The organism is Streptomyces sp. NBC_00236, from assembly GCF_036195045.1.
In the GTDB taxonomy this organism is placed as follows: Bacteria; Actinomycetota; Actinomycetes; order Streptomycetales; family Streptomycetaceae; genus Streptomyces.
Genome location: NZ_CP108100.1, coordinates 480641 through 500607, shown reverse-complemented (window position 1 = coordinate 500607; position 19967 = coordinate 480641). Strand labels below are relative to the sequence as shown.

General features: G+C 72.2%; 22 protein-coding genes. 9 read left to right on the top strand and 13 right to left on the bottom strand.

Features of this window, described 5'->3' with window-relative positions:
* Positions 1-81: 81 nt before the first annotated feature.
* Entirely contained in the window at positions 82-1446 is a 1365-nt protein-coding gene (locus tag OG446_RS02220; protein WP_328892406.1) for a dipeptidase, read from the bottom strand.
* Between the two features lie 184 nt (positions 1447-1630).
* Between OG446_RS02220 and OG446_RS02215 the strand changes: the two genes are divergently transcribed.
* Positions 1631-2845, top strand: coding sequence for a geranylgeranyl reductase family protein (locus OG446_RS02215; protein ID WP_328892405.1), 1215 nt, complete (start codon positions 1631-1633; stop codon positions 2843-2845).
* Between the two features lie 149 nt (positions 2846-2994).
* Here OG446_RS02215 and OG446_RS02210 read toward each other — a convergent pair whose 3' ends face one another.
* Positions 2995-3447 (bottom strand): nitroreductase family deazaflavin-dependent oxidoreductase, encoded by a 453-nt coding sequence (locus OG446_RS02210; RefSeq protein WP_328892404.1) that lies wholly within the window; start codon positions 3445-3447, stop codon positions 2995-2997.
* A 127-nt stretch (positions 3448-3574) separates the two neighbouring features.
* Between OG446_RS02210 and OG446_RS02205 the strand changes: the two genes are divergently transcribed.
* The 3 genes from OG446_RS02205 to OG446_RS02195 all read left to right on the top strand — a co-directional run bounded on the left by OG446_RS02205 (position 3575) and on the right by OG446_RS02195 (position 6433).
* Entirely contained in the window at positions 3575-4297 is a 723-nt protein-coding gene (locus OG446_RS02205; protein ID WP_328892403.1) for a TetR/AcrR family transcriptional regulator, read from the top strand.
* Between the two features lie 133 nt (positions 4298-4430).
* Positions 4431-5771, top strand: coding sequence for a sensor histidine kinase (locus tag OG446_RS02200; RefSeq protein ID WP_328892402.1), 1341 nt, complete (start codon positions 4431-4433; stop codon positions 5769-5771).
* Positions 5768-6433 carry a response regulator transcription factor gene (locus tag OG446_RS02195; RefSeq protein ID WP_328892401.1) on the top strand — a complete coding sequence of 222 codons (666 nt, stop codon included), beginning with the start codon at positions 5768-5770 and terminating at the stop codon, positions 6431-6433. The genes OG446_RS02200 and OG446_RS02195 overlap by 4 nt, the downstream gene beginning before the upstream one ends.
* Here OG446_RS02195 and OG446_RS02190 read toward each other — a convergent pair.
* From OG446_RS02190 to OG446_RS02175, 4 genes are all read right to left on the bottom strand, one after another.
* Complete coding sequence (locus tag OG446_RS02190) at positions 6394-6708, bottom strand: DUF6332 family protein (RefSeq protein WP_328892400.1); 315 nt, start codon at positions 6706-6708, stop codon at positions 6394-6396. The two genes, OG446_RS02195 and OG446_RS02190, sit on opposite strands and share 40 nt — an antisense overlap.
* A 68-nt stretch (positions 6709-6776) precedes the next feature.
* Complete coding sequence (locus OG446_RS02185; protein ID WP_328892399.1) at positions 6777-7529, bottom strand: maleylpyruvate isomerase family mycothiol-dependent enzyme; 753 nt, start codon at positions 7527-7529, stop codon at positions 6777-6779.
* A gap of 21 nt (positions 7530-7550) precedes the next feature.
* Positions 7551-7922 carry an SCO4225 family membrane protein gene (locus OG446_RS02180; protein ID WP_328892398.1) on the bottom strand — a complete coding sequence of 124 codons (372 nt, stop codon included), beginning with the start codon at positions 7920-7922 and terminating at the stop codon, positions 7551-7553.
* A gap of 109 nt (positions 7923-8031) precedes the next feature.
* Positions 8032-9156, bottom strand: coding sequence for an MFS transporter (locus tag OG446_RS02175; protein ID WP_328892397.1), 1125 nt, complete (start codon positions 9154-9156; stop codon positions 8032-8034).
* Positions 9157-9418: 262 nt separating this feature from the next.
* Between OG446_RS02175 and OG446_RS02170 the strand changes: the two genes are divergently transcribed.
* On the top strand, positions 9419-10633 hold the full coding sequence (locus tag OG446_RS02170) for an ROK family protein (RefSeq protein WP_328892396.1): 1215 nt from the start codon (positions 9419-9421) through the stop codon (positions 10631-10633).
* Between the two features lie 109 nt (positions 10634-10742).
* Here the strand turns inward: OG446_RS02170 and OG446_RS02165 are convergent, their stop codons facing one another.
* Genes OG446_RS02165 through OG446_RS02150 form a run of 4 tightly spaced genes read right to left on the bottom strand, consistent with a single transcriptional unit; the run spans position 10743 to position 13041 of the window.
* Positions 10743-11648 carry a phosphotriesterase family protein gene (locus OG446_RS02165; RefSeq protein WP_328892395.1) on the bottom strand — a complete coding sequence of 302 codons (906 nt, stop codon included), beginning with the start codon at positions 11646-11648 and terminating at the stop codon, positions 10743-10745.
* Positions 11642-12223, bottom strand: a complete 582-nt coding sequence (locus OG446_RS02160) for a DUF4865 family protein (protein ID WP_328892394.1) — start codon at positions 12221-12223, stop codon at positions 11642-11644. The genes OG446_RS02165 and OG446_RS02160 overlap by 7 nt, the downstream gene beginning before the upstream one ends.
* Before the next feature lie 10 nt (positions 12224-12233).
* Positions 12234-12431: a hypothetical protein gene (locus OG446_RS02155; RefSeq protein ID WP_328892393.1), complete on the bottom strand. Its 198-nt coding sequence runs from the start codon at positions 12429-12431 to the stop codon at positions 12234-12236.
* Between the two features lie 40 nt (positions 12432-12471).
* Positions 12472-13041: a TetR/AcrR family transcriptional regulator gene (locus tag OG446_RS02150; RefSeq protein WP_328892392.1), complete on the bottom strand. Its 570-nt coding sequence runs from the start codon at positions 13039-13041 to the stop codon at positions 12472-12474.
* A 210-nt stretch (positions 13042-13251) separates the two neighbouring features.
* Here OG446_RS02150 and OG446_RS02145 point away from each other — a divergent pair, with 210 nt between their 5' ends.
* Genes OG446_RS02145 through OG446_RS02135 form a run of 3 tightly spaced genes read left to right on the top strand, consistent with a single transcriptional unit; the run spans position 13252 to position 16876 of the window.
* Positions 13252-13542, top strand: coding sequence for an SHOCT domain-containing protein (locus OG446_RS02145; RefSeq protein ID WP_328892391.1), 291 nt, complete (start codon positions 13252-13254; stop codon positions 13540-13542).
* On the top strand, positions 13539-14309 hold the full coding sequence (locus OG446_RS02140) for an ABC transporter ATP-binding protein (RefSeq protein ID WP_328892390.1): 771 nt from the start codon (positions 13539-13541) through the stop codon (positions 14307-14309). The genes OG446_RS02145 and OG446_RS02140 overlap by 4 nt, the downstream gene beginning before the upstream one ends.
* The gene (locus tag OG446_RS02135) at positions 14306-16876 is read left to right on the top strand and encodes an ABC transporter permease (RefSeq protein ID WP_328892389.1); all 2571 of its coding nucleotides are present in this window, start codon (positions 14306-14308) and stop codon (positions 16874-16876) included. The genes OG446_RS02140 and OG446_RS02135 overlap by 4 nt, the downstream gene beginning before the upstream one ends.
* A 119-nt stretch (positions 16877-16995) precedes the next feature.
* Here the strand turns inward: OG446_RS02135 and OG446_RS02130 are convergent, their stop codons facing one another.
* Positions 16996-17517, bottom strand: a complete 522-nt coding sequence (locus OG446_RS02130) for an ATP-binding protein (protein ID WP_328892388.1) — start codon at positions 17515-17517, stop codon at positions 16996-16998.
* A gap of 187 nt (positions 17518-17704) precedes the next feature.
* Positions 17705-18022: a hypothetical protein gene (locus OG446_RS02125; RefSeq protein WP_328892387.1), complete on the bottom strand. Its 318-nt coding sequence runs from the start codon at positions 18020-18022 to the stop codon at positions 17705-17707.
* A gap of 225 nt (positions 18023-18247) precedes the next feature.
* On the opposite strand from OG446_RS02125, the gene OG446_RS02120 reads away from it, so the two are divergent.
* Positions 18248-19408 carry a PLP-dependent cysteine synthase family protein gene (locus OG446_RS02120; protein WP_328892386.1) on the top strand — a complete coding sequence of 387 codons (1161 nt, stop codon included), beginning with the start codon at positions 18248-18250 and terminating at the stop codon, positions 19406-19408.
* A 42-nt stretch (positions 19409-19450) separates the two neighbouring features.
* On the opposite strand, the gene OG446_RS02115 is transcribed toward OG446_RS02120, so the two are convergent.
* Positions 19451-19930, bottom strand: a complete 480-nt coding sequence (locus tag OG446_RS02115; protein WP_328892385.1) for an SRPBCC family protein — start codon at positions 19928-19930, stop codon at positions 19451-19453.
* Between the last annotated feature and the right edge of the window lie 37 nt (positions 19931-19967).

Sequence of the window (19967 nt, the reverse complement as noted above, 5' to 3'; positions counted from 1 at the left end):
GCTCTGGGCGAGCTTCGCTCAGCGCGTAGCGGAGCGGCCGGAACGGGTCCCGCCCGCTCCGGCCGGCCGCCACCGGCCGGTTCAGACCTTCTTGGAGGCGGCGTAGTTCTGCAGGAACAGCGCCTCGGCAACCGAGAGCCGCTCCAGCTCCTCGGGGGACACGCTCTCGTTCACCGCGTGGATCTGGGCCTCGGGCTCGCTCAGCCCGATGAGCAGGATCTCCGCCTTCGGGTACAGCTCCGACAGCGCGTTGCAGAGCGGGATCGAGCCGCCCATGCCCGAGGACTGCATCTCCTGGCCGGGGTACGCGATCCGCATGGCGTCGGCCATCGCGGTGTACGCCGGGCTCGTGATGTCCGCGCGGAACGGCTGTCCCTGGCCGACCTGCTCGACCGACACCCGCGCCCCCCACGGGGCGTGTGCCCGCAGGTGTGCGGTCAGCAGCTTCGTCGCCTCACCGGCGTCCATGCCCGGCGGAACCCGCAGACTGATCTGCGCCCGCGCGCTCGCCTGCACCGAGGGCGTCGCGCCGACCACCGCAGGGCAGTCGATTCCGATGACCGTGACCGCGGGCCGGGCCCAGATCCGGTCGGCGACCGTACCCGTGCTGATCAGCCCGACCCCGTCGAGGACCTTGGCGTCCTTGCGGAACTCCTCTTCCGGGTACTGCAGGCCGTCCCACTGCGCGTCCGTCGTGAGGCCGTCGACGGTCGTCGTACCGTCCTCGGCGCGCAGCGACGCGAGCAACTGGATCATCGCCGCCAGGGCGTCGGGTGCGGCCCCGCCGAACTGGCCCGAGTGCAGGTTCCCCTCAAGCGTGTCGAGCTGTACCCGCAGCATCGTCATTCCGCGCAGCGTCGAGGTGACGGTCGGCAGCCCGACGCGGAAGTTGCCGGTGTCGCCGATGACCACGGTGTCCGCGGCGAGCAACTCCGGGTGAGCCTGGGCGTACTGCTCCAGGCCCCCGGTGCCCTGCTCCTCCGAGCCCTCGGCGATCACCTTGACCGAGACGGGGACTCCGCCGTTGGCCTTCAGGGCGCGCAACGCGAGCAGGTGCATGATGAAGCCGCCCTTGCAGTCGGCCGCGCCCCGGCCGAACCAGCGCCCGTCACGTTCCGTCAGCTCGAAGGGCGGGGAGATCCAGGCGGCCTCGTCCAGCGGCGGCTGCACGTCGTAGTGCGCGTAGAGCAGCACGGTGGGCGCTCCGGCCGGGCCGGGCAGGAAGCCGTAGACGGACTGGGTGCCGTCCGGGGTGTCGAGCAGGGCGACGTCCTGGAATCCCTCGGCGTGCAGCGCGTCGGCGACCCATGCGGCGGCCGCCTCGCACTCGCTCTTCGGGAACACCGCGGGATCCGCCACCGACTGGAAGGCCACCAGCTCGGTCAGCTCCGCCTTGGCGCGGGGCATCAGTGAGGCGACGGTCTCGGAAATCGGATGGGCGGTCATGGGCACGCTCCTCGTAGGTGCGACGTTATGTGTACGTGTCCGGGTACCTGCGACGCCAGGAGTGCGGCGTTGCGGGTACGACGGAGGCTCGGCCGATCCTCCCACAGCAGGGTCCGGCCGCAGCGCGCCGTAGGATGCCGGAAGCAGTTGGGGCCACTGGTCGGATCGGGAGCAGAAGCACATCGTGAGCAGCGAGAACGCAGACGCCGGACATGAGCACGAAGAGTCGTCCGTGTGGGACGTCGTCGTAGTCGGCGCCGGACCGGCGGGAGCCTCCGCGGCATACGCGGCGGCGGTCGCCGGCCGTCGGGTACTGCTCCTGGAGAAGGCGGAACTGCCCCGCTACAAGACATGCGGCGGCGGCATCATCGGGTATTCGCGCGATTCGCTGCCGCCCGGTTTCGAACTGCCGTTGCGGGACCGGATCCACGCGGTCACGTTCTCGCTGAACGGCAGGCTGGCACGCACCCGCCGCTCCAGGCGCATGCTCTTCGGCCTCATCAACCGCCCCGAGTTCGACGCGGGACTGGTCGAGGAGGCACAGAAGGCCGGTGCCGAACTCCGCACCGGGGCGACGGTGACCCGGGTCGAGCAGCACGGTGCCGCGGTGCCCGACCGGCGCACGGTCGCGGTCGTACTGTCCGGCGGCGAGACCGTCCTGGCCCGTGCGGTCGTGGGCGCCGACGGCAGCGCCGGGCGGATAGGAGCACATGTCGGGGTGAAGCTCGACCAGGTGGATCTCGGTCTCGAGGCCGAGATCCCCGTGCCACAGACGGTCGCGGAGGACTGGGCGGGCCGGGTCCTGATCGACTGGGGCCCGATGCCGGGGAGTTATGGGTGGGTGTTCCCCAAGGGGGACACCCTGACGGTAGGTGTGATCTCGGCGCGCGGTGACGGCGGCGGCACCAAGCGGTATCTGGAGGACTTCATCGCGCGGCTCGGCCTCGCCGGGTTCGAGCCGAAGATCTCCTCCGGCCATCTGACGCGCTGCCGCAGCGACGACTCGCCGCTCTCGCGCGGCCGGGTGCTCGTGTGCGGGGACGCCGCAGGCCTGCTGGAGCCGTGGACCCGCGAGGGCATCTCGTTCGCGCTGCGTTCGGGACGCCTGGCCGGCGAATGGGCGGTGCGGGTGGCGGAGTCGCACGACGCGGTGGACGCGCGCCGCCAGGCGCTCAACTACGCGTTCGCCATCAAGGCCGGGCTCGGCGTCGAGATGAGCGTGGGACGGCGCATGCTGAAGCTCTTCGAGCGTCGCCCGGGCCTGCTGCACGCGGTACTCACGGGCTTCCGCCCGGCGTGGAACGCGTTCGCGGGCATCACCCGGGGGACGACCTCGCTGGCCGAACTGGTCCGTTCGCACCCGCTGGCGCAGCGCGCGCTGTCGGCGATGGACCGTTAGGGAGCGATGCCGCACCGGGCCCGGCCGATCGGGCGGATGCGGCCGGCTCGGGCGGATGCGGCGATCCGGCCGTGGTATGTGCGCGCCCGTGAGCCCCGTGAGCCCGGTGATCCTTCAGGGCCCGGTGCTTGTCGCCGCACAGCCCCGGGTCAGCTCTCGACGGTGATCCGGAAGACGGGATGGTCGGGGCAGGCGGCCAGCAGTTCGCTGTCCGAGGACTTGGCCGTGATGCCCTGGAAGTACTGGTTGACCTCCCAGCCCCAGCGCTCCAGGTAGGCGCGGACGACGAGCATCTTCTGCTCGTCGTCCGCGATCTCCGTCGCGGTGAACGTGCGGGTCCTGCGGCCCACCCGCAGCTCGCCGCCGCCCGCGGCCCGCATATTGCGCACCCACTGCGAGTGCCCCCGTGCGGAGACGAGGTACTGCACACCCTCGTGGGTGTGCAGGTTCACGGGGATGCGCTGCAACTGCCCGCTCTTTCGGCCCCGCACCGACAGTTCCTGCGAACCGAGCAGGCTCACCCCGTGCCGCGCCAGCCAGCCGACGAGGCTGTTCATCCGGACGGTGAACGGGCTGCCCTGAAGGTAGTACGGCTGCGGCATGAGGACCCCCACGGTTTGAGAGAGCGGTGCTCTCGCTTGAGATCAGTGTGCACGGAACCTGTGCTCAAAAGCAAGAGCATTGCTCTCGTTATTGGGCGGTGCTCCGTTTCGTGGCAGACTGGTCGTCATGAGCGCTATCCGGGGAGCCAGGGAACGGGCCCGCATCGAGGTCACCGCCGCCATCAAGGACGAGGCGAGAAAACAGCTCGCGGCCGAGGGGGCGGCGAAGCTCTCCCTGCGCGCCGTGGCACGCGAACTCGGCATGGTGTCCTCGGCGCTCTACCGCTACTTCCCCAGCCGTGACGAACTGCTCACCGCCCTGATCGTCGATGCGTACGACTCCGTGGGCGAGGCCGCCGAGCGCGCTCACCGGACCGCCGCGGCGGAGACCGAGGCGCAGACCCGGCCCGGCGCCCATCTGGCCCGCTGGGTTGCGGTCGCGTGCGCCGTACGGGACTGGGCTCTCGCGCACCCTCACGAGTACGCGCTGATCTACGGCTCGCCCGTGCCCGGCTACACCGCACCGCAGGCCACCATCGGCCCCGCGTCCAGGGTCGGCCTCGTCCTCATCGCCATTGCCGAGGACGCGCACCGCGAGGAGGGGGTCGGGCTGCCACCGCTTGCCGAGGAACTGCGTCCCGAGGCCGAACGGATCGCCGCCGACCTCGCCCCCGGGCTTCCCCCGGGGGTGACCGCGCCGCTCGTCGCCGCGTGGTCACAGCTCTTCGGGCTGCTGTCCTTCGAGATCTTCGGTCAGTTCAACCGCGTGGTGGAAGCCCGCGAGGCCTTCTTCCGGCAGGCCGTGACAGAGCTGGCCCGCACCGTCGGGCTCCTCGACCGGCGCGGCTAGGACCCCTGGTTTCGGATCATGACGGCGGCCCGGTGGCCCCGGCAGACCCGTTCGTCGTACTACCGGGGGAGTACGGGCGATCACCACGCCCGGCGGACGCCGGGGCGCAGGTGCGCCGTCTAGCGTGGCCGGCATGGAAGAGCAGCGCGCACAGACAGGCGGTGGGCCTCCCGGGCATCAGGGCGGGCCGCCGCGTCGGCCTCCCTGGGCGCGCGGCGGGCCGGGCGGACGGGCGACCCGCTCCCCGGGCACGTGGAACTTCTGGAACGACGGAGAGCCGCCGCGCTGGCTGACGGGCCCCCGGGGGCGGTCCGCCGGCCGGCTGCCCTGGGCGTCCACGATCCTGCTCGGTGTCTTCGTCATGGCCGGATCGGCGTTCGCGGCCCGCGGCCAGCTGGACGACAGGGCCCCGCTCGACCTCTTCGCCCGGCTGCTCCTGTTCGCCGCGGTGGCGGTCCTGCTGCTGCGCCACCGCCACCCCGTCGTGGCCGTCTTCGGGGCGTCGGCCGCGGCGACGGTCTATCTCGGCGCCGGCTACCCGTACGGCCCGGTCTTCCTGGCCGTCGCGGTGGGCTGCTTCAGCGCCGTCGTCGCGGGCCACCGGCGGGCCGCGTGGTCGGCGGTCGCCATGGTGTGGGTGGGGCACCTGGTCGTGGCGCACTGGCTCTACCGCTGGCTGCCTCCGGACGACGACTCCGCGCAGCCCTGGGGGCAGGAACTGGGCGTGGCCGCATGGGTGGTGGCCATCGTCGCTGCCGCCGAGTTCGTCCGCGTACGCCGTGAGCAGTGGGCGGCGCAGCGGGCCGATCGGGAACGGGCGGAGAAGCGGCGGGCCGACGAGGAGCGGCTGCGGATGGCCCGCGAGCTGCATGACGTCCTCGCGCACAGCATCTCGGTCATCAACGTCCAGGCAGGTGTCGGGCTCGCCCTGCTCGACACCGACCCCGAGCAGGCCCGCACCGCGCTCACCACCATCAAGGACGCCAGCAAGGAGGCGCTCGGCGAGGTGCGACAGGTGCTGGACAGCCTCCGCACGCCCGGCGACGCGCCCAGGGCACCTGCCCCCGGACTCGACCGGCTTCCCGAACTGGTGGAACAGGCCGCGAGCGCCGGGCTGACCGTCACGGTCGGGACGGACGGTGAGCGCGGGGCCGTACCGCCCGGCGCGGACCTCGCCGCGTTCCGGATCGTTCAGGAGGCGCTGACCAATGTGGTGCGGCACTCCGGTTCGCGTACCGCGGAGGTCCGGGTCGGCTACGGACCGGGCCGCATCACTCTCCGCATCGACGACGAGGGTCCCGCCACCGGTACGGACGCCGGCGGCAGCGGCAACGGACTGGCCGGAATGCGGGAGCGGGCGGCCGCCCTGGGTGGCACGATCGAGGCGGGAACCCGGCCCGACGGCGGCTTCCGGGTACGGGCCGAGCTTCCGCTGCCGGCCGGCGGGCCGGCGCACCAGAAGGAGACACCGTGATTCGCGTACTGCTCGCCGATGACCAGCTGCTGGTCCGGGCGGGATTCCGGGCCCTGCTGGACGCCCAGCCGGACATCGAGGTCGCGGGCGAGGCGGCCGACGGCGAGGAGGCCGTCCGCCTGGTGCGTGAACTGCGGCCGGACGCCGTGCTGATGGACATCCGGATGCCACACCTCGACGGTCTCGCGGCGACCCGTGCCATCACCGGGGACCCGGAGTTCGACGCTGTGAAGGTGGTCATGCTCACCACCTTCGAACTCGACGAGTACGTCTTCGAGGCGATCCGCTCCGGAGCCTCCGGTTTCCTGGTCAAGGACACCGAACCGGAAGAGCTGCTGCGGGCGGTCCGGGCGGTGGTCGGTGGGGACGCGCTCCTGTCGCCGGGTGTCACGCGCCGGCTGATCGCCGAGTTCGCGGCCCGTTCCAAGGAGCCCACCGCGGCGACCGCCCTGAACGAACTGACCGACCGGGAGCGGGAGGTGATGGCGTTGGTCGGCATCGGCCTGTCCAACGACGAGATCGCCCGCCGTCTCGTCGTCAGCCCGCTCACCGCCAAGACTCATGTCAGCCGGACCATGGTGAAGCTCGGCGCCCGTGACCGGGCCCAACTCGTTGTACTCGCTTACGAGTCGGGGCTGGTGCGGCCGGGCTGGCTCGGCTGATCCGGCAGCACCGGGACCCGCCCGTCGACCTCGCGCTCCGTGGCGCGGCGGCCGAACCGCCACAGCACGTCGACGACGCGGCCGGCGAAGACCAGCCCGGCCACGACGGCCGCGGTCACGAGCAGCCAGGGGCTCACGCCGCCACCCGGGGCCATCAGGAGGGCGGGGGCGCAGACCACGAGGAACGCGGCCCCCGCCATCAGGGCTCCGGTCAGCACGGCGAAGCCGATCTCGACGGTCACCGCGTCGCGTTCCGCCTGGCTTCGATGTTCCATGCCCGAAGTCTCACAGGCGGGGACGCGGGGGGACAAGCCCGCCACTCCGCGTCCGCGCCCGCCCGGGATCAGACGACCGAGGAGTTGTCGCGCCACAGCCGGGCGAGCTCCGGGTCGCCCGCCACCGTAAGAGCGGCGAGCGGCAGCCGGTTCCAGAGCGCGAGGTAGAGCTCATGGGCGTTGGCACTCAACTCGCAGTCCGCCGGCGGAAGTACGGACGACCCGCCCTCCTCGCGCACGGTGGCCGGTGGCTCGGTGGAGAGCCGGACGGTCCACGCGGAGCCGGTGTCCGTCGCCCGCACCCGCAGCGTGCGCGGAACGTCGGTGCGCACCCTGCTCTTCGGGCGGGCGTGGAAACCGCGCAACAACTCGTCGACGCCGTCCACCGCGAGGTCCGACGCCACCGGAGAGAGGGGCCCGCCGCGTGCGAACTCGGCGTCCACCCGGTGGATCGTCGTCTCGTGCGCCTGCCGCCTCGCCCAGAAGGCCAGGGGCGACGGCGCGGCGAAGAAGGCCCAGCACTCCAGGTCCTGCGGCGCGCGCTCCAGCGCCTCCACCAGGAGTCGGTGCCCCGCACGGAACCGGTCGAGCAGTTCCGGGCCGTCCAGGTCCGGATGCCCGGCGTCGGGGACGTACGAGGTGTGGCCCTCGGTCACGAAGGCGGCCGCCCAGGTGTGCACCATCGCGGTGTGTCCGAGCAGGTCGTTCACCTGCCAGCCCGGACAGGTCGGTACCGGTGCGCCGGTCCCCGCCTCCTGGGCCGCGTCCGCCAGCAACCGGCCCTCGTGGTCCAGGGATCGTATGTGCTCCGCGATCTTCATGGCAGGGATTGTGCCAGGGGCTCAGGCGTTCCGGGGACGGCTCTGGCGGGCCCGGCCGCGGCCGCCGCCCAGCAGTCGTGCGAACCAGCCCAGCGCCAGCGACTGCACCAGCACGGACACCACCAGGGCCAGGTAGAACAACCAGTCCGGCCCGGCCGCCTCCGAGCCCAGCATCGCACCGCCGGCGAAGAAGACGAAGACGGTCGGCGCCGCCAGGAAGATGAGCCACACCCCGGCGAACGACGCGTCCTCGTGGGCGACGAACAGCGTGTCCACCGTGACGAACACCGCGGTCGCCGCCACCACGCCCAGGTAGACCAGCGACGCGGCGTTGCCGAACGTGAGGCGCGCGAGCGTGTGGACGTGCTGCTTGGTCAGGACCGGCTTGTTCATGGCGTGCTCCCCGTCGATGGCTTCCGGCCTCACCCGCGACAGTCGGCGGGCGGGGTCGTTACTTCTCCATCCTGCGACGGGAGAACCGTTCCTGCCTGAGTACGCCTACTCACTCGTGCGTGGCCGCGTTGCGTGCGCCGTACCCCAGCGCCGCCGCTGCCAGAGCCAGCAGTGCCACTGTGGTCAGGGCGACGGGCAGCGAGAACCAGTCGGCCAGGAAGCCGATCGAGGGGGGCCCGAGCAGCATGCCGCCGTAGCCGAGCGTCGAAGCCGCGGCCACTCCGCCGGGGCCGGCCAGCTCGCCGGCCCTGCCGATCGCCACCGGGAAGATGTTCGCCAGGCCGAGTCCGGTGATGGCGAAGCCGAGCAGGGCGAGCCAGGCGGTCGGGGCGAGCGAGCCGACCAGCATCCCGGCCGCCGCCGTGCAGCCGCCCGCGACCAGCGTGCGGGTCTGGCCGAGTCGTTCGAGCAGTGCCGTGCCGGAGAGCCTGCCCGCGGTCATGGCGAGCGCGAAGAGCGAGTAGCCGGCTGCCGCCACCCCGGGGTGGGCGTGCAGGTCCTGCTCCAGGTGGAGGGCGCCCCAGTCGGCCAGGGCACCCTCGCCGTACGCGGTGCAGAGTGCGATCACGCCGAACAGGAGCACGATGCGGCGAGCCCGTCCGGTCGGACGATGGCGGGCCTCGTCGCCGCCGGCCGCCGTCGGGGCGGGCTTCAGCGAGGGGTACCGGAGCAGGACCGGTCCCCAGTACGCGGTGACGAGCAGGCCGATTCCGGTCAGGCAGAGCAGGTGCGCGGAGGGCGAGAGGCCGCCTGCGACCAGGCCGCCGAGGCCGGCACCGATCATGCCGCCGAGGCTGAACGCGGCGTGGAAGCTGGGCATCACGGGGCGCCGCAGTGCGGTGACCAGATCCACCGCCGCGCTGTTCATCGCCACGTTCGCGCCGCCGTACGCGGCGCCGAACAGCAGCAGTACGAGTCCGAGCGAGAGTGCCGAATGGGTCTGCGCGGGCAGGGCGATGCTGAGCGGCAGCAGAACACCGCAGACCACGGTCACCGGATGGCTGCCGAAACGGCGGCAGAGCCGGCCGGTGAGCATCATGGTGATCACGGCACCGGCGGAAACGCCGAGAAGCGCGAGGCCGAGGGTGGAGGCCGAGGCGCCGGTCTGCTGCTTGATGGCCGGGATGCGGACCACCCAGCCGGCGAAGAGGAACCCGTCGAGGGCGAAGAACACGGTCAGAGCGGTTCGGAGGCGTGTCGACGGAGGTGAGGCGGTGTTTCCGCCCGGTCCCCCCGGCAAGGCCGTCCGCAGTTTGTTTAGTTGCGGCACAAACTCAGCATAGGGGCCCGCGGACGATGGGCGCAATATGGCTGCCCACCGGGTCGGGGCGGCGTGCCGGACGCGGCGGCTGCACGCCGTGGAGGGGGGAGGCGCAGGGGAGAAGACGGGCGCCGCGGCGTCCGCACCACCTCCGGATCATGGGAGACTCGCCCCCATGAACGGCAAGGTGACCACCACCCGGACGAAGTTGGAGAGGGGCCGCAGCGCGCTCGGACCCGCGCTGGAACTGGTCCACACCGGACGCGCGCCCACCCGAGCCGTCCTCACCTCCGAGCTGGGCGTCACCCGTGCCACCGCAGGCGCGGTCGCCGCGGAGCTGGAGGCGCTCGGCCTGATCCGGGTCGACTCCAGCCCCGGCTCGGCCGCGGGCTCGCAGGGCCGGCCCTCGCACCGGCTGGCCGTGCGCGAGACGGGGCCGGTGGCCCTCGCCGCCCAGGTGCACTCGGACGGATTCAGGGCCGCTCTGGTCGGGCTCGGCGGCCGGCTCGTCGCGACCGCCCCCGGCTGCGTCACCATCACCGCGGATCCCGCCCAGGTCATCGGCGAAGTCGTGGACGACTGCGCACGGTTGCTGCGCGACAGTGGCCTGCGGTGCGTCGGGGCGGGCCTGGCGGTGCCGTCCGCCGTCGCCGAGCCGGAGGGCACCGCCCTCAACCCGCTCCACATCGCCTGGCCGGCCGGCGCCCCGGTCCGCGAGATCTTCGCCACATGTGTCCGCGAAGCGGGCATCACCGGACCGGCGTTCACCGGGAACGACGTCAACCTCGCCGCGCTCGCCGAGCACCGCCACGGAGCCGGACGCGGGGCCCAGCACCTGCTGTGCGTCGCCACCGGCCACCGTGGGGTCGGCGGCGCGCTCGTCCTGGACGGCCGCCTGCACACCGGAAGTTCGGGGCTCGCCCTGGAGGTCGGCCATCTCACCGTCAACCCCGAGGGCCGGCCCTGTCACTGCGGTGGCCGCGGCTGCCTCGACGTGGAGACCGACCCGCTCGCCTTCCTCACCGCGGCGGGACGCGCACCCGGCCCCGAGGAGTCGCTGCTCAAGCAGTCCGGGGACCTGCTGCGCAACGAGTACGGCGACGCGGCGGTACGCAACGCCGCGGAGGAGCTGATCGACCGCCTCGGCCTCGGGCTCGCCGGGCTCGTCAACATCCTCAACCCGGACCGCATCATCCTCGGCGGTCTGCACCGCGCCCTGCTGGACGCCGACCCGGAGCGGCTGCGTGCGGTGGTCGCCGACCGCAGCCTGTGGGGACGCAGCGGCAGTGTGCCGATCCTGCCCTGCACCCTCGACCACAACAGCCTGGTCGGAGCGGCGGAGCTGGCCTGGCAACCGGTGCTGGACGACCCGCTGGGCGCGCTCGCCTGAGGAAGGGACGGCCGGGCGCCGCCGCGTGCCCGCTTCCTCAGGGCGCTTGCGCTGCCGCCGCGAGCCCGCGTCCTCAGGCGGCCTGCGCTGCCGCCGGATGCCCGCGTCCTCAGGCGGCCTGCGTCGGCGCCTCGAACGCGAACGCCCGTGCCGGGTTGGCGACCAGCATGTCCGCCACGGTCCCCGCTCCCAGTACCTCGGTCAGCCGGGGGCGCAGCCGCTGCAGCAGATGCGGCATGCCCGGGGTCTCCGGCACGGTGGTGTCGCCGCCCAGCAGCAACTGCCCGCCGAATCCGGCCCCGGCGAGCACCGCGAGCTCCTCGGGCAGCCGCCAGTCCGTCGCGTGATGGGCCCGCGAAGGACCGTCGAACGCGAGGAACGCCCCGGCCCGTGCGACCTCCCGCTGCGCGGCGCCGTCGGGCGACCGGCCGAGGTGCCCGAGGATCACGCGGTGCGGCGGGACGCCCAACGCACCGCACAGCAGGTCGAGTACGTCCGGCGCGGCTGTTCCCAGCTCCAGATGGACGGCGATCGGAGCGCCCGTGCGGTGATGCGCCTCGGCGGCCGCCGTCATGGTGAGCCGGGCGTGGGCGTCGACCGTGTGGAAGGCCCCGGCGACCTTGATCAGGCCCGCCCGCACCGATGTCGCGCCGATTCCTTCGGTCAGCTCCGCGACGAACAGAGAGGCGAGACGGTCCCGGATCCGGCCGAGCAGCGCGGCCGGGTAGTGCACGGCCTGGTGCAGCCCCGTCGCCGCCACCACATGGGTCCCCGTCGAACGGGACAGCTCCGCCAGCACATCGGCCCGGCGCCCCATGCCGTACGGCGTCCACTGCACCACGGACCGTCCGCCGAACCCGCTGAAGGCCCGCAGCCGTCCGGCCGCCGCCGCGGGGTCGTCGAGTTCCTGGCCCGGGAGTACGGGGCTGCGCAGGAAGAGGTGGTCGTGCGCGTCGCACACACCGAGCTCGTCGGCGGGGATGTCACCGAGGACGGTGCGGACCGCGGCTACCACTGGCGCCCCGTCCCGAGCCGTTCGCGCTCCGGCCGGCTGAGATGGAGCACCTCGTAGCGGTCGCCCGCTTCGTGCGGGGAGGGGTGCTCCCAGAGGGTGAAGTGGAGCAGCTCCCAGTGCCGGGGGTCGGCGGCCAGCGCCGTGGCGACCGCGCCCGGTGCCTTCGCGAGCCGCCGGCTCTCCTCCAGTGCGGCGCCGACCACGTCCGCCGGGGCGGCCGACGGTGGCATCGGTGAGCGGAGCCGGGTGGCCGAACGGGGGAGTGCGGCCGATGCCGGGCCCTCCTCGTACGACAGGCCGGTCCAGTGCTGCACCTCGGGGCGCCCGAAGTCCTGCACGATGCCCTGGAATCCGGACCCCCAGAGGAAGGAGTTCATACCTTCGGGTGTGGTCCAGAGGTAGAGCGGTGCGTATTGGCTGACGGGGGAGTCCTTGCCGCGCTCCCGCATCAGGTACGCCTTGATGCCGAGCCCCGGGAAGGCGTCCAGGAGGTGGCCCCGCGTCGCCACCCGGTCGCGGATGATGCCCATGTCGTAGTCGGCGGGAAGAGTGATCTCGTACTGCATCGCATGCATCGCGCGCTCCTCAGGCTGCCGGGTGCTCGGGGACGCCGGGGTCGGTGTGCCAGTGGATGGTGGAGCCGCCCTCGGCCGCCTCGACGAGGGCGAGACGGGCACTCGGGGGCTCTGGTTCGGGAGCGGCGATCCCGTCGATCCAGAAGGATCCGTTGAACTGCCCGGCCGGCCCGGACCGTGTGCCGGGCCGGTTCCTGGTGATGCGCATGGGCGAGGTGCTCCTCGGGTGGGTGGCGTATGGCGGAGCGTCAGGTGGTGTCCGTACGAGGGGCGAGCAGCGCCAGCAGTCCACGGGCGGCGGCGTCGAAGGCCTCTGCCGATCCCGAGGCGCGGGCCAGCACATAGCCTCCCTGTACCGTCGCGACGATCGACGCCGCGATCTCCTCGGGCACCAGGCGGTGGTCGAACTCGCCGTGGTCCAGGCCCTCCTGGACGATCTCGGCCAGCCGGCCGCGGAGCCAGGCGATCGTCTCGTCCACGGGCGCCCGCAACTCCTCGCTCGCGATGACCTCCGGGTCCATCGTCAGTCGCCCCACCGGGCAGCCGCGCAGTACATCGCGCTCACGCAGCAGATAGCCCGAGATCCGCTCGTACGCCGACCCGGGTGCGTCGAGCACCCGGCCCGCCGTCCCGCGCAGCTCCTGCGCCGTGCGGCGGATGGCCGCCAGCGCCAGATCCGGCTTGCCGGCGAAGTGGTGGTACATGCTGCCCTGGCCCGCGCCCGCGTGCTGCTGGATGGCCCTGGGGCTGGTGCCCACATAGCCGCGCTCCCACAGGAGCTCCCGGGTGGCTTCGACCAGACGGTCCGAAGTGCTCATGAACCAACTGTACAAACTAGTAGGTACAGAATCCAGGGTCCGGAGCGGTTCCCGGCCCCCCCCCGGGAGCAGCCGCAGGACCGCCGTCTACTCCCGGCGGGGTACGCGCACTGTCGCTGGCCGTACGACGACGCGGACCCCCCTGCGGAGACAGGCTCGGTGGTGACGGAAAAGCGTGCATCCGAACCGTGAACCGAGGAGCTGACCGAGATGAACACCCTGGCCTTCGACGGCGGACCCGGACCGTGGGTCCTCCTGTTCCCGCTCATCTGGGCAGCCGTCGTCATCACCGTCGTCACCGTCCTGCGACGCACCGTCTGGCGCGGCCGGCGCGGTCCGTGGCAGGTCCGTGCGGAGCGCAACGGCCCCGCCGAGACCTCACCGATCACGCTGCTCGGCCGGCGCTTCGCCGCCGGGGAGATCGACGAGGACGAGTACTGGCGCCGGCTCTCCGTCCTCGACGAGCAGTTCGGCACCCTCGGCAAGGGCGGTGCGGCATGACCACCGCCGCTCCCGCCACCACGACCGCCGCCCGTGTCGTCGACGCAGTGAAGGTCTACGGCACGGGCGACACCGAGGTCAGGGCCCTGGACGGGGTGAGCGTCGGCTTCCCGGCCGGCCGTTTCACCGCGATCATGGGGCCCTCCGGGTCCGGCAAGTCCACGCTGATGCACTGCGCCGCCGGACTCGACACCCTCACCTCCGGTACCGCCTTCATCGGCGACACCGAACTCGGCGCCCTCGGCGACCGCAGGCTCACCCTGCTGCGCCGTCGGCGCATCGGCTTCGTCTTCCAGTCCTTCAACCTCCTGCCGACACTCACCGTCGCCGAGAACATCACGCTCCCCATGGACCTGGCGGGGGAACGCCCCGACCGGACCCGGCTGGACGCGATCATCGACACCGTCGGACTGCGTGACCGGCTGCACCACCGGCCCAGCGAACTCTCCGGCGGCCAGCAGCAGCGCGTCGCCGTCGCCCGGGCTTTCGCAGGGGACCCCGACGTGGTCTTCGCCGACGAACCCACCGGCAACCTCGACTCGCGCGCCGGCCAGGAAGTGCTCCGGCTGCTCGGCCGCACCGTCCGGCAGACCGGCCGCACCGTCGTCATGGTCACCCACGACCCGGTCGCCGCCGCACACGCGGACGAAGTCGTCTTCCTCGCCGACGGGCGGCTCGTCGACCGGATGCCGGACCCCACCGCCGAACGCGTACTCGACCGCCTCAAGGCCTTCGACCCCGCACCGAGCACCCAGGGGACGCCATGACCAGTACCCGCGCCTCCGTGCGCATCGGCCTCTCCTCGCTCCGCACCCACCGGCGCCGCTTCGTCGGCACCCTGACCGCCGTCCTGCTCGGCGTCGCCTTCCTCGCGGGGACCCTCGTCATGGGGGACACCCTGCGCGCGAGCTTCGACACGATGTTCGGCAACGCGGCGAGCGGCACCGACGCCGTCGTCCGCAGCACCAACGTCGTCACCGTCTCCGGCGAGTCCGAAGGCACCCGGCAGCCCGTGAGCACCGGCCTCGCGCAGCGCATCGGGCAACTGCCCCAGGTCGCCGCGGCTGCCCCCGACATCCAGGGCGCCGGCCAGCTGATCGGAGCCGACGGCGAACCGATCGGCGGCCAGGGACCGCCCACCCTCGCCGGAAACTGGATCGACGACCCGAAGCTCAACCCCTACCGGCTGGCCGATGGCCACGCCCCCTCCGCACCCGGCGAAGTCGTCGTCAACCGAGGCACTGCCGACAAGGGCGGGCTGAAGATCGGCGACACGACCGTCCTGCGCACCCCCGACCCGGTCCGCGTCACCGTCGTCGGCCTGGCCACCTTCGGCGGTGAGGACGGCATGGCGCAGGTGACGTACACCGGTATGACGCTCGCCGACGCCGAGAAGCACCTCACCCCGAAGCCCGGCCAGGCGTCGAGCATCCAGGTCCGGGCCGGCCCCGGGACCAGCCAGCAGGAACTCGTCGACGCACTGCGGCCCGTACTGCCCCCGGACACCGAGGCGATCACCGGACAAGCCTCGGCCGCCGAGAACCAGGACATGATCTCCGGCGCCTTCCTCAGCCTCTTCACCACTCTGCTGCTCGTGTTCTCCGGCATCGTGCTGCTGGTCGCGACCTTCACCATCCACAACACCTTCGCCATCGTCGTGGCCCAGCGCACCCGCGAGAACGCCTTGCTGCGCGCGCTCGGCGCCTCCCGACGGCAGATCCTCGGCTCGACCCTGGCCGAGGCGGGCATCGTCGGCGTGATCGCCTCCGCGGCCGGACTGGCCGCAGGCATCGCAATCGCCGCCGGACTCCAGGCGCTCTTCCCCGCGATCGGCTTCCCGTTCCCCGACGGCACGCTCGTCATCAGCGGCGTGTCCATGCTGCTGCCGCTGGCCGTCGGCGTCGTCGTCTGCATCGGATCCGCCCTGGTGCCCGCCGTCCACGCCGGACGCACCGCGCCCCTCGCCGCACTGCGGGAAACCGCCGTCGACGACTCGGGCGCCTCCCGGACCCGCGCCGTCACCGGGCTCCTGCTGCTGCTCGCCTCGCTCGGGGTGATCCTGACCGGTGCCCTGGCCGCCCCGTCCGTCTGGCTTTCCGCCGCCGGCGCCGTGCTGGCCCTCGCCGCCTTCGTCGTACTCGGCCCGGTCGCTTCCACCTACGCCGTACGCATGCTGGGCGCACCCCTCGGCCGGCTGCGCGGCGCCACCGGGCACCTCGCCCGGCGCAACGCGCTGCGCAGCCCGAAGCGGACCGCTTCGACGGCGACCGCCCTGATGATCGGCGTGGCGGTGGTCTCGCTCTTCACGGTGTTCGGCGCCTCGTTGAAGGCCACGATGAACCAGAGCGTCGACCGTTCCTTCGCCGGGGACCTGGCCATCAGCGCACCCGCCTTCGGCGCAGGCGGCAGCGGACTCAGCCCCCGCCTCGCCCCGGCCGTCGACCGGCTGCCCGACGTGGCCACCGCCGTCGGCCTCGGCAAGGGCGTCGCGGAGGTCAACGGCTCCGGACGCGCCCTCACCGTCACCGACCCCGCCGCCCTCGCCGCGGTCCTCGACCTCGGCAAGGTCGACGGATCGATGAAGGCACTGGGGACCAACGGCATTGCCGTGTCCGACACCGAGGCGGACAAGCGGGGCCTGCACACCGGCTCCACCGCACGGCTCACCTTCACCGACGGCAAGGAGCGGACCTTCACCGTCCGGGCCGTGTACGGACAGCCGGAACTGGCGGGCGACTACGTCATCACCCGGCAGGCCTGGGCTCCGCACCGCGGCCAGGACTCCGACTCGCTGGTCGCCGTGTCCTTCAAGCACGGGGTGTCCACGGCGGACGGCAGAGCAGCGGTCGAGCAGGCCGCCGCCGCGTACGGGAACCCGGAGGTGCAGTCCCGCAGCGAGTACGCGCAGTCCTCGGCCGGCGGCATCGACATGATGCTGACGCTGGTCTACGCACTGCTGGCACTGGCGGTCCTGATCGCCCTGCTCGGCATCGCGAACACCCTCACCCTGGCCATCCACGAACGCACCAGGGAACTGGGCCTGTTGCGGGCGGTCGGACAGACCAGGACGCAGCTGCGGGCCATGGTCCGCTGGGAATCCGTCCTGGTCGCGACGTTCGGCACGGCCGGCGGTCTCCTGCTGGGCGGCTTCCTCGGCTGGGTCCTGGTCAAGGCGTCCGAAGGCTCGGGCGACACCGCGTTCGCCTTCGCCCTCCCGCCGGCGCGACTGCTCGTCGTCGCCCTGGTGGGCGTCACGGCGGGCGCGCTGGCCGGCTGGCGGCCGACCCGTCGGGCGGCGCGGCTGGATGTGCTCCGCGCCATCGCCACCGACTAGGGTCTTTCGTTCGGTTCGGGCCGGACTGTCCGCGAGCCCGGTCCGAACCGAGCGAGAGGCCCTGGGTACAGCTGAACCGCAGGAGCGGAGCGCCCCGAGAGGCGCCCCGCTCCTGCGGTTCAGCCGACGACCACCGTTCGTGCCGCCGAGGGCGTTACGCCCTCCGGCGCGGTGACACCGTTCAGGTCGAACGGCCCGTCGGTCGTCGCCCCGTACAGCGCGTGCGGTGGCTGCGTGGCGAACAGGGAGGGGGTGGGAAGGGTGAACCAGACCACCTTTCCCGCTCCGCCCCGGGGACGGACGCCCCAGCTCTCGCTGACCGCGGCAATCAGTGCGAGTCCGCGCCCCGAGGTACTGGAGTCGCTGGCCTCGCGCACGGTCGGCAGCCGTGGGTCGTGGTCGTGGACGGACACCGTCAGCCGTTCGAGCAGCAACTCGACCTCGACGGTGCATGATTTGTCCGGCTGTGCATGCCGGTGGACATTGGTCAGCAGTTCAGTGACGCCGAGTGCTGCCTGGTCGACCAGAGGGTCGAGATGCCAGTAGCGCAGCTGCGCCGAGATGATTCTGCGGACCTGACCGATCCGCGACGGCAGGGCCTGGAGCTCCACCGTGCAGTGCCTGCTTGGCTCGCTGATCACGGCTGCGACTCCCCGAAGTAGGTCCGGAAGAAGACGAAGGAACGGATCCAGCAGATGGCTGGCTGCTGGTTCTGGCCCGGCGGCCTGGATCACATTGTCACCGCCGGTGAACCATGAGTGATGCGTCTCCAATGTCACCCAGCGGCCACCGCTCCGCAACTCGCGGTGTCCTCGCGGCCCCGTTCCGTCAGTCCCGCCGTCCGCCCGCCCGGTGCACGGCCTCCAGGAAACGGCGGGCGGGCGCGGCGTCGTCGGGCTTGTCGGGGCGCCGCGGCATGGTCAGCCGGTACCGCGTCCCGTTCACCCGCGCCACCGTGGCGTCCGCGCCGGCGAACCACGGTCTGCCCGCACTCACCGTGCCCGCCGGGGCGCTGTCGATCTCCCGGCCGTAGCTGGTGAGCAGCGCCACCCGGCCGTCCTTGACGGTGACCTGCCCGGCCCGGGTGAGCGAGCGCGCCCACCGGTCGATACGCACGCCCGTCTCGCTGAACTCCGTTTCGTGCACGGTCCCTTCGCCCCCTTCGTCGCACCCCTGCAAGGAGTGTGCACATCCAGGGGTGTGTGCACCAGGGCGGAACGGGACGCAAAGGCCCATTCCCGACGCCATGCCAGGCAGGAGACCGTCCGCGGCACCAAGGCATTGCTATGGAGTATCAAAGTCAACGTTTGCCCAGGTGGGGGGCATATCGTGGGGATCGCCGGGACCGGTCGTACGAGGAGAAGCGCACTGATGGGCACGAGTGAGCACAGACACGACGCAGACGCTGTGGCGACCGTCGACATCGACCGCACCGACCTGGCGTACCGCGCCTGGCTGAAGGAGGCCGTCCGCAAGGTCCAGGCAGACGCCAACCGTTCCGCCGACACCCATCTGCTGCGCTTCCCGCTTCCCGAGAGCTGGGGCATCGACCTCTACCTCAAGGACGAGTCGACCCACCCCACCGGCAGCCTCAAGCACCGGCTGGCGCGGTCGCTGTTCCTCTACGGGCTCTGCAATGGCTGGATCCGCCCGGGCAAGCCCGTGATCGAGGCGTCGAGCGGTTCGACCGCCGTCTCGGAGGCGTACTTCGCCAAGCTGATCGGCGTACCGTTCATCGCCGTGATGCCCCGCACCACCAGCCCCGAGAAGTGCCGGCTCATCGAATTCCACGGCGGCCGCTGCCACTTCGTGGACGACTCGCGCAAGCTCTACGAGGAGTCCGCCAGGCTCGCCGAGGAGACCGGCGGTCACTACATGGACCAGTTCACCTACGCCGAGCGGGCCACGGACTGGCGGGGCAACAACAACATCGCGGAGTCCATCTACCAGCAGTTGAGGATGGAGCGGTACCCCGAGCCCGCCTGGATCGTCGCCACGGCGGGCACGGGCGGCACCTCGGCGACCATCGCGCGGTACGTGCACTACATGCAGCACGACACCCGCATCTGCGTCCCCGATCCGGAGAACTCCTGCTTCTTCGACGGCTGGACGCACCACGACCCGCACGCCACCAGCGACTGCGGTTCCCGCATCGAGGGCATCGGCAGACCGCGGATGGAGCCGAGCTTCGTCCCGGGCGCCATCGACCGCATGATGAAGGTCCCGGACGCGGCCACCGTCGCGGCCGTGCGCGCCCTGGAGCGGTCCATCGGCCGCAAGGCGGGGGGCTCCACCGGCACCGGTCTGTGGAGCGCCTTCAAACTGGTCGCGGAGATGGTCGCGCAGGGCAGGACCGGCAGTGTCGTCACCCTGATCTGCGACCCCGGCGACCGCTACCTGGACAAGTACTACTCCGACACCTGGCTGGCCGCCCAGGGCCTGGACATCGCCCCGTACACGCGGACGATCGACCACTTCCTGGCCACCGGCAACTGGCCGGGCGAGGAGGAGAGTCAGGCCCAGACCCGGTGAACAGCCCGGCGTCGCCGGCAGGCGGGACCCTCGGGGCAGCCTTCAGGCGGCAGCCGCCGACAGCCGCCGGTCCAGATTGCGCACGGCGTCCCGGAACGACCTGCCGACCGCACCCCGCGCCCGCCGCAACGTGAACCGGAACAGCGCCGAACCGTCGGCGGCGAAGGTCCACTGCACGCGGGTGCCGGTTCCGGCCGGGGTCAGCCGCCACTCCTCCAACAGGGCTTGCAGGCCGGGGGCGTTGGACTGGTCGATCCGGTAGGCGTACCGCTCGCCCGGGTCGGTCGCCACGATTGTCTCCCTGAACGTGATCCCGCCCCGCAACCGCACCTCGCGGCCGGCGCCGCCGTCGAGCGGCAGGGCCGCCATCACCGATGTGAACCAGGACGGCCAGCCCTCGACATCGTCGGCCAGGGCGCGGTACACGACATCGGGCGGCGCCGAGACCTCGGCGGCGAAGACCAGCCGCAGCGGGGCGGACTCGACGAAGTCGAGGCCTACGGAGCGGAGTCGGCGTGCCATGAACGCACCTCCCGTGCGGTCGGCGGCGGACGGGTTC